We start from the raw sequence: 1963 nt of genomic DNA, 5'->3' as shown, positions 1-1963 counted from the left end.
GGAGCGGGCGCCGTCGGAGATGGCGATGGCGTCAGGGGTACGAAGCACCTGGGCCTCGAAGGGGCCGTGCATGGTGGTGACGGCATGCGACTCGCGTGAGGTGTCGTTCCAGGAGACGAGGAACTGGCGACGCTCCTGCTCATCGAGCAGCGGCAGCCGCCAGAGTGACTGGCTGGGGTCGCTGACGGCGGATTGCAGCAGCCGCGACAAGTGCGAGGCCAGGCGTCTGGCGGTGTCCGGGTCGAACAGGTCGGTGTTGAACTCGAGCAGGCCGCTGATGTCGTCGCCGTGGTCCGAGAGCAACAGCGACAGGTCGAACTTGGCGCTGCCGCGGGTGATTTCCACGGGGCCCGGTGCGGGTGCCGGCTCTTCGCGGCGCGCCCCGGTGCGAGGCTGACGCGGCGTGTTCTGCAAGGCGAGCATCACCTGGAACAGCGGAGACCGGCTCAGGTCGCGCTCGGGCTTCAGCTCGTCGACGAGCTTCTCGAACGGCACGTCCTGGTGTGCGTAGGCACCGAGCGTCGTCTCCTTGAGCTGAGCCAGCAGCTCGCGGAACGTCATCTTCTCCGTCAGCCGTGCGCGCAGCGCGAGCGTGTTGGCGAAGAAGCCGACGATGCCTTCCAGCTCTGTCTGCTGCCGGTTCGCGATGGGCGAGCCGACGACGATGTCGTCCTGCCCCGAGTACCGCGCGAGCAGCACCTGGAACGCGGCGAGCAACACCATGAACGGCGTGACACCCTCGCGCTTGCACAGCGCGCGCAGCGCTTCGGTCACCTCGGTGCTCAGATGCACCGGGAGCGTCGCGCCGACGTGGGTCTGCACGGGCGGTCGCGGTCGGTCGGTCGGCAGTTCGAGCGCGTGGGGGGCACCGGCGAGCTGGTTCCTCCACCAGGAGAGCTGCTGCTCCAGTGCCGCGTCTCGCAGCCAGCCGCGCTGCCACAGCGCGTAGTCCGCGTACTGGAACTCCAGCGGAGCGAGCGGGGACGGACGCCCCTGGGAGAACGCTTCGTAGAGCGCACCCACTTCGCGCAACAAGATGCCGTTGGACCAGCCATCCGAGACGATGTGGTGCACCGTGACGAGAAGCACGTGGCTCTGCTCGGTCACTCGCAACAAGGCCGCCCTGAAGAGGGGGGACTGCGTCAGGTCGAAGGGCTTCTGGGCCTCGGCGGAGATCAGCCGCTCGAGTTCCGTGTCCAGGGCCGCGCCCGTCAGGTGCCGGAGGTCGGTGACGGGAACGGACAGCTCGGCGCGAGGATGGATGACCTGAACCGCGGTGCCGTCCTCCTGCACGTGGAACGAGGTGCGCAGCGCTTCATGGCGCTGCACGAGTTCCTGAATCGCGCGCTCCAACGCGGAAGCATCCAGGTAGCCCTCGAGATGCTTGCCGGAATGGATGTTGTAGGAGGCGCTGTTGGGCTCCAGCCTGTCGAGGAACCACAAACGCTGCTGAGCGAAGGACAGCGGCAGCGGACCCGTGCGAGGCACCGCCACGAGCGGAGGCCGCGTGTTGGCCGGGGCTTCTCCACGAGCCGCTTCGACTCGCACCGCCAGCTCGCCCACGGTCGGCGCTTCGATGAGCGCGCGCAGGGGCAGCTCGACGTCGAAGGCCTTGCGGACGCGAGAGACGACCTGGGTGGCGAGGAGGGAGTGGCCACCGAGGGAGAAGAAGTCGTCGGTGACGCTGACGGAGTCGAGGTGGAGGACTTCCGCCCAGATGGCGGCGAGACGCATCTCGGTGGGGTTGCGAGGAGCGACGAAGGAGTCGGTGGGGCCAGAGTCAGGAGCCGGGAGGGCCTTCCTGTCGAGCTTGCCGTGGGTGTTGATGGGCAAGGAGTCCAGGGCAACGAAGGCCGAGGGCACCATGTACTCGGGGAGGTGGAGCAGCAGCTCCGCGCGCAGGGCCGAGGTGTCGACGGAGGCCGGGGTGACGTAGGCGACGAGGCGCTTGAGGCCCGGGACG

At 68.4% G+C, this 1963-nt stretch carries 1 protein-coding gene; it reads right to left on the bottom strand.

Annotated features, from left to right (window positions below; all coding sequences use genetic code 11):
* The coding region (locus G4D83_RS45130) for a condensation domain-containing protein (protein ID WP_240357194.1) at positions 1 to 1963 on the bottom strand (1963 nt) is incomplete at both ends.

The organism is Myxococcus eversor (assembly GCF_010894455.1).
GTDB lineage: Bacteria > Myxococcota > Myxococcia > Myxococcales > Myxococcaceae > Myxococcus > Myxococcus eversor.
Note: the sequence above shows the minus strand (reverse complement) of the source record. Positions and strands in the feature narration are given on the sequence as shown.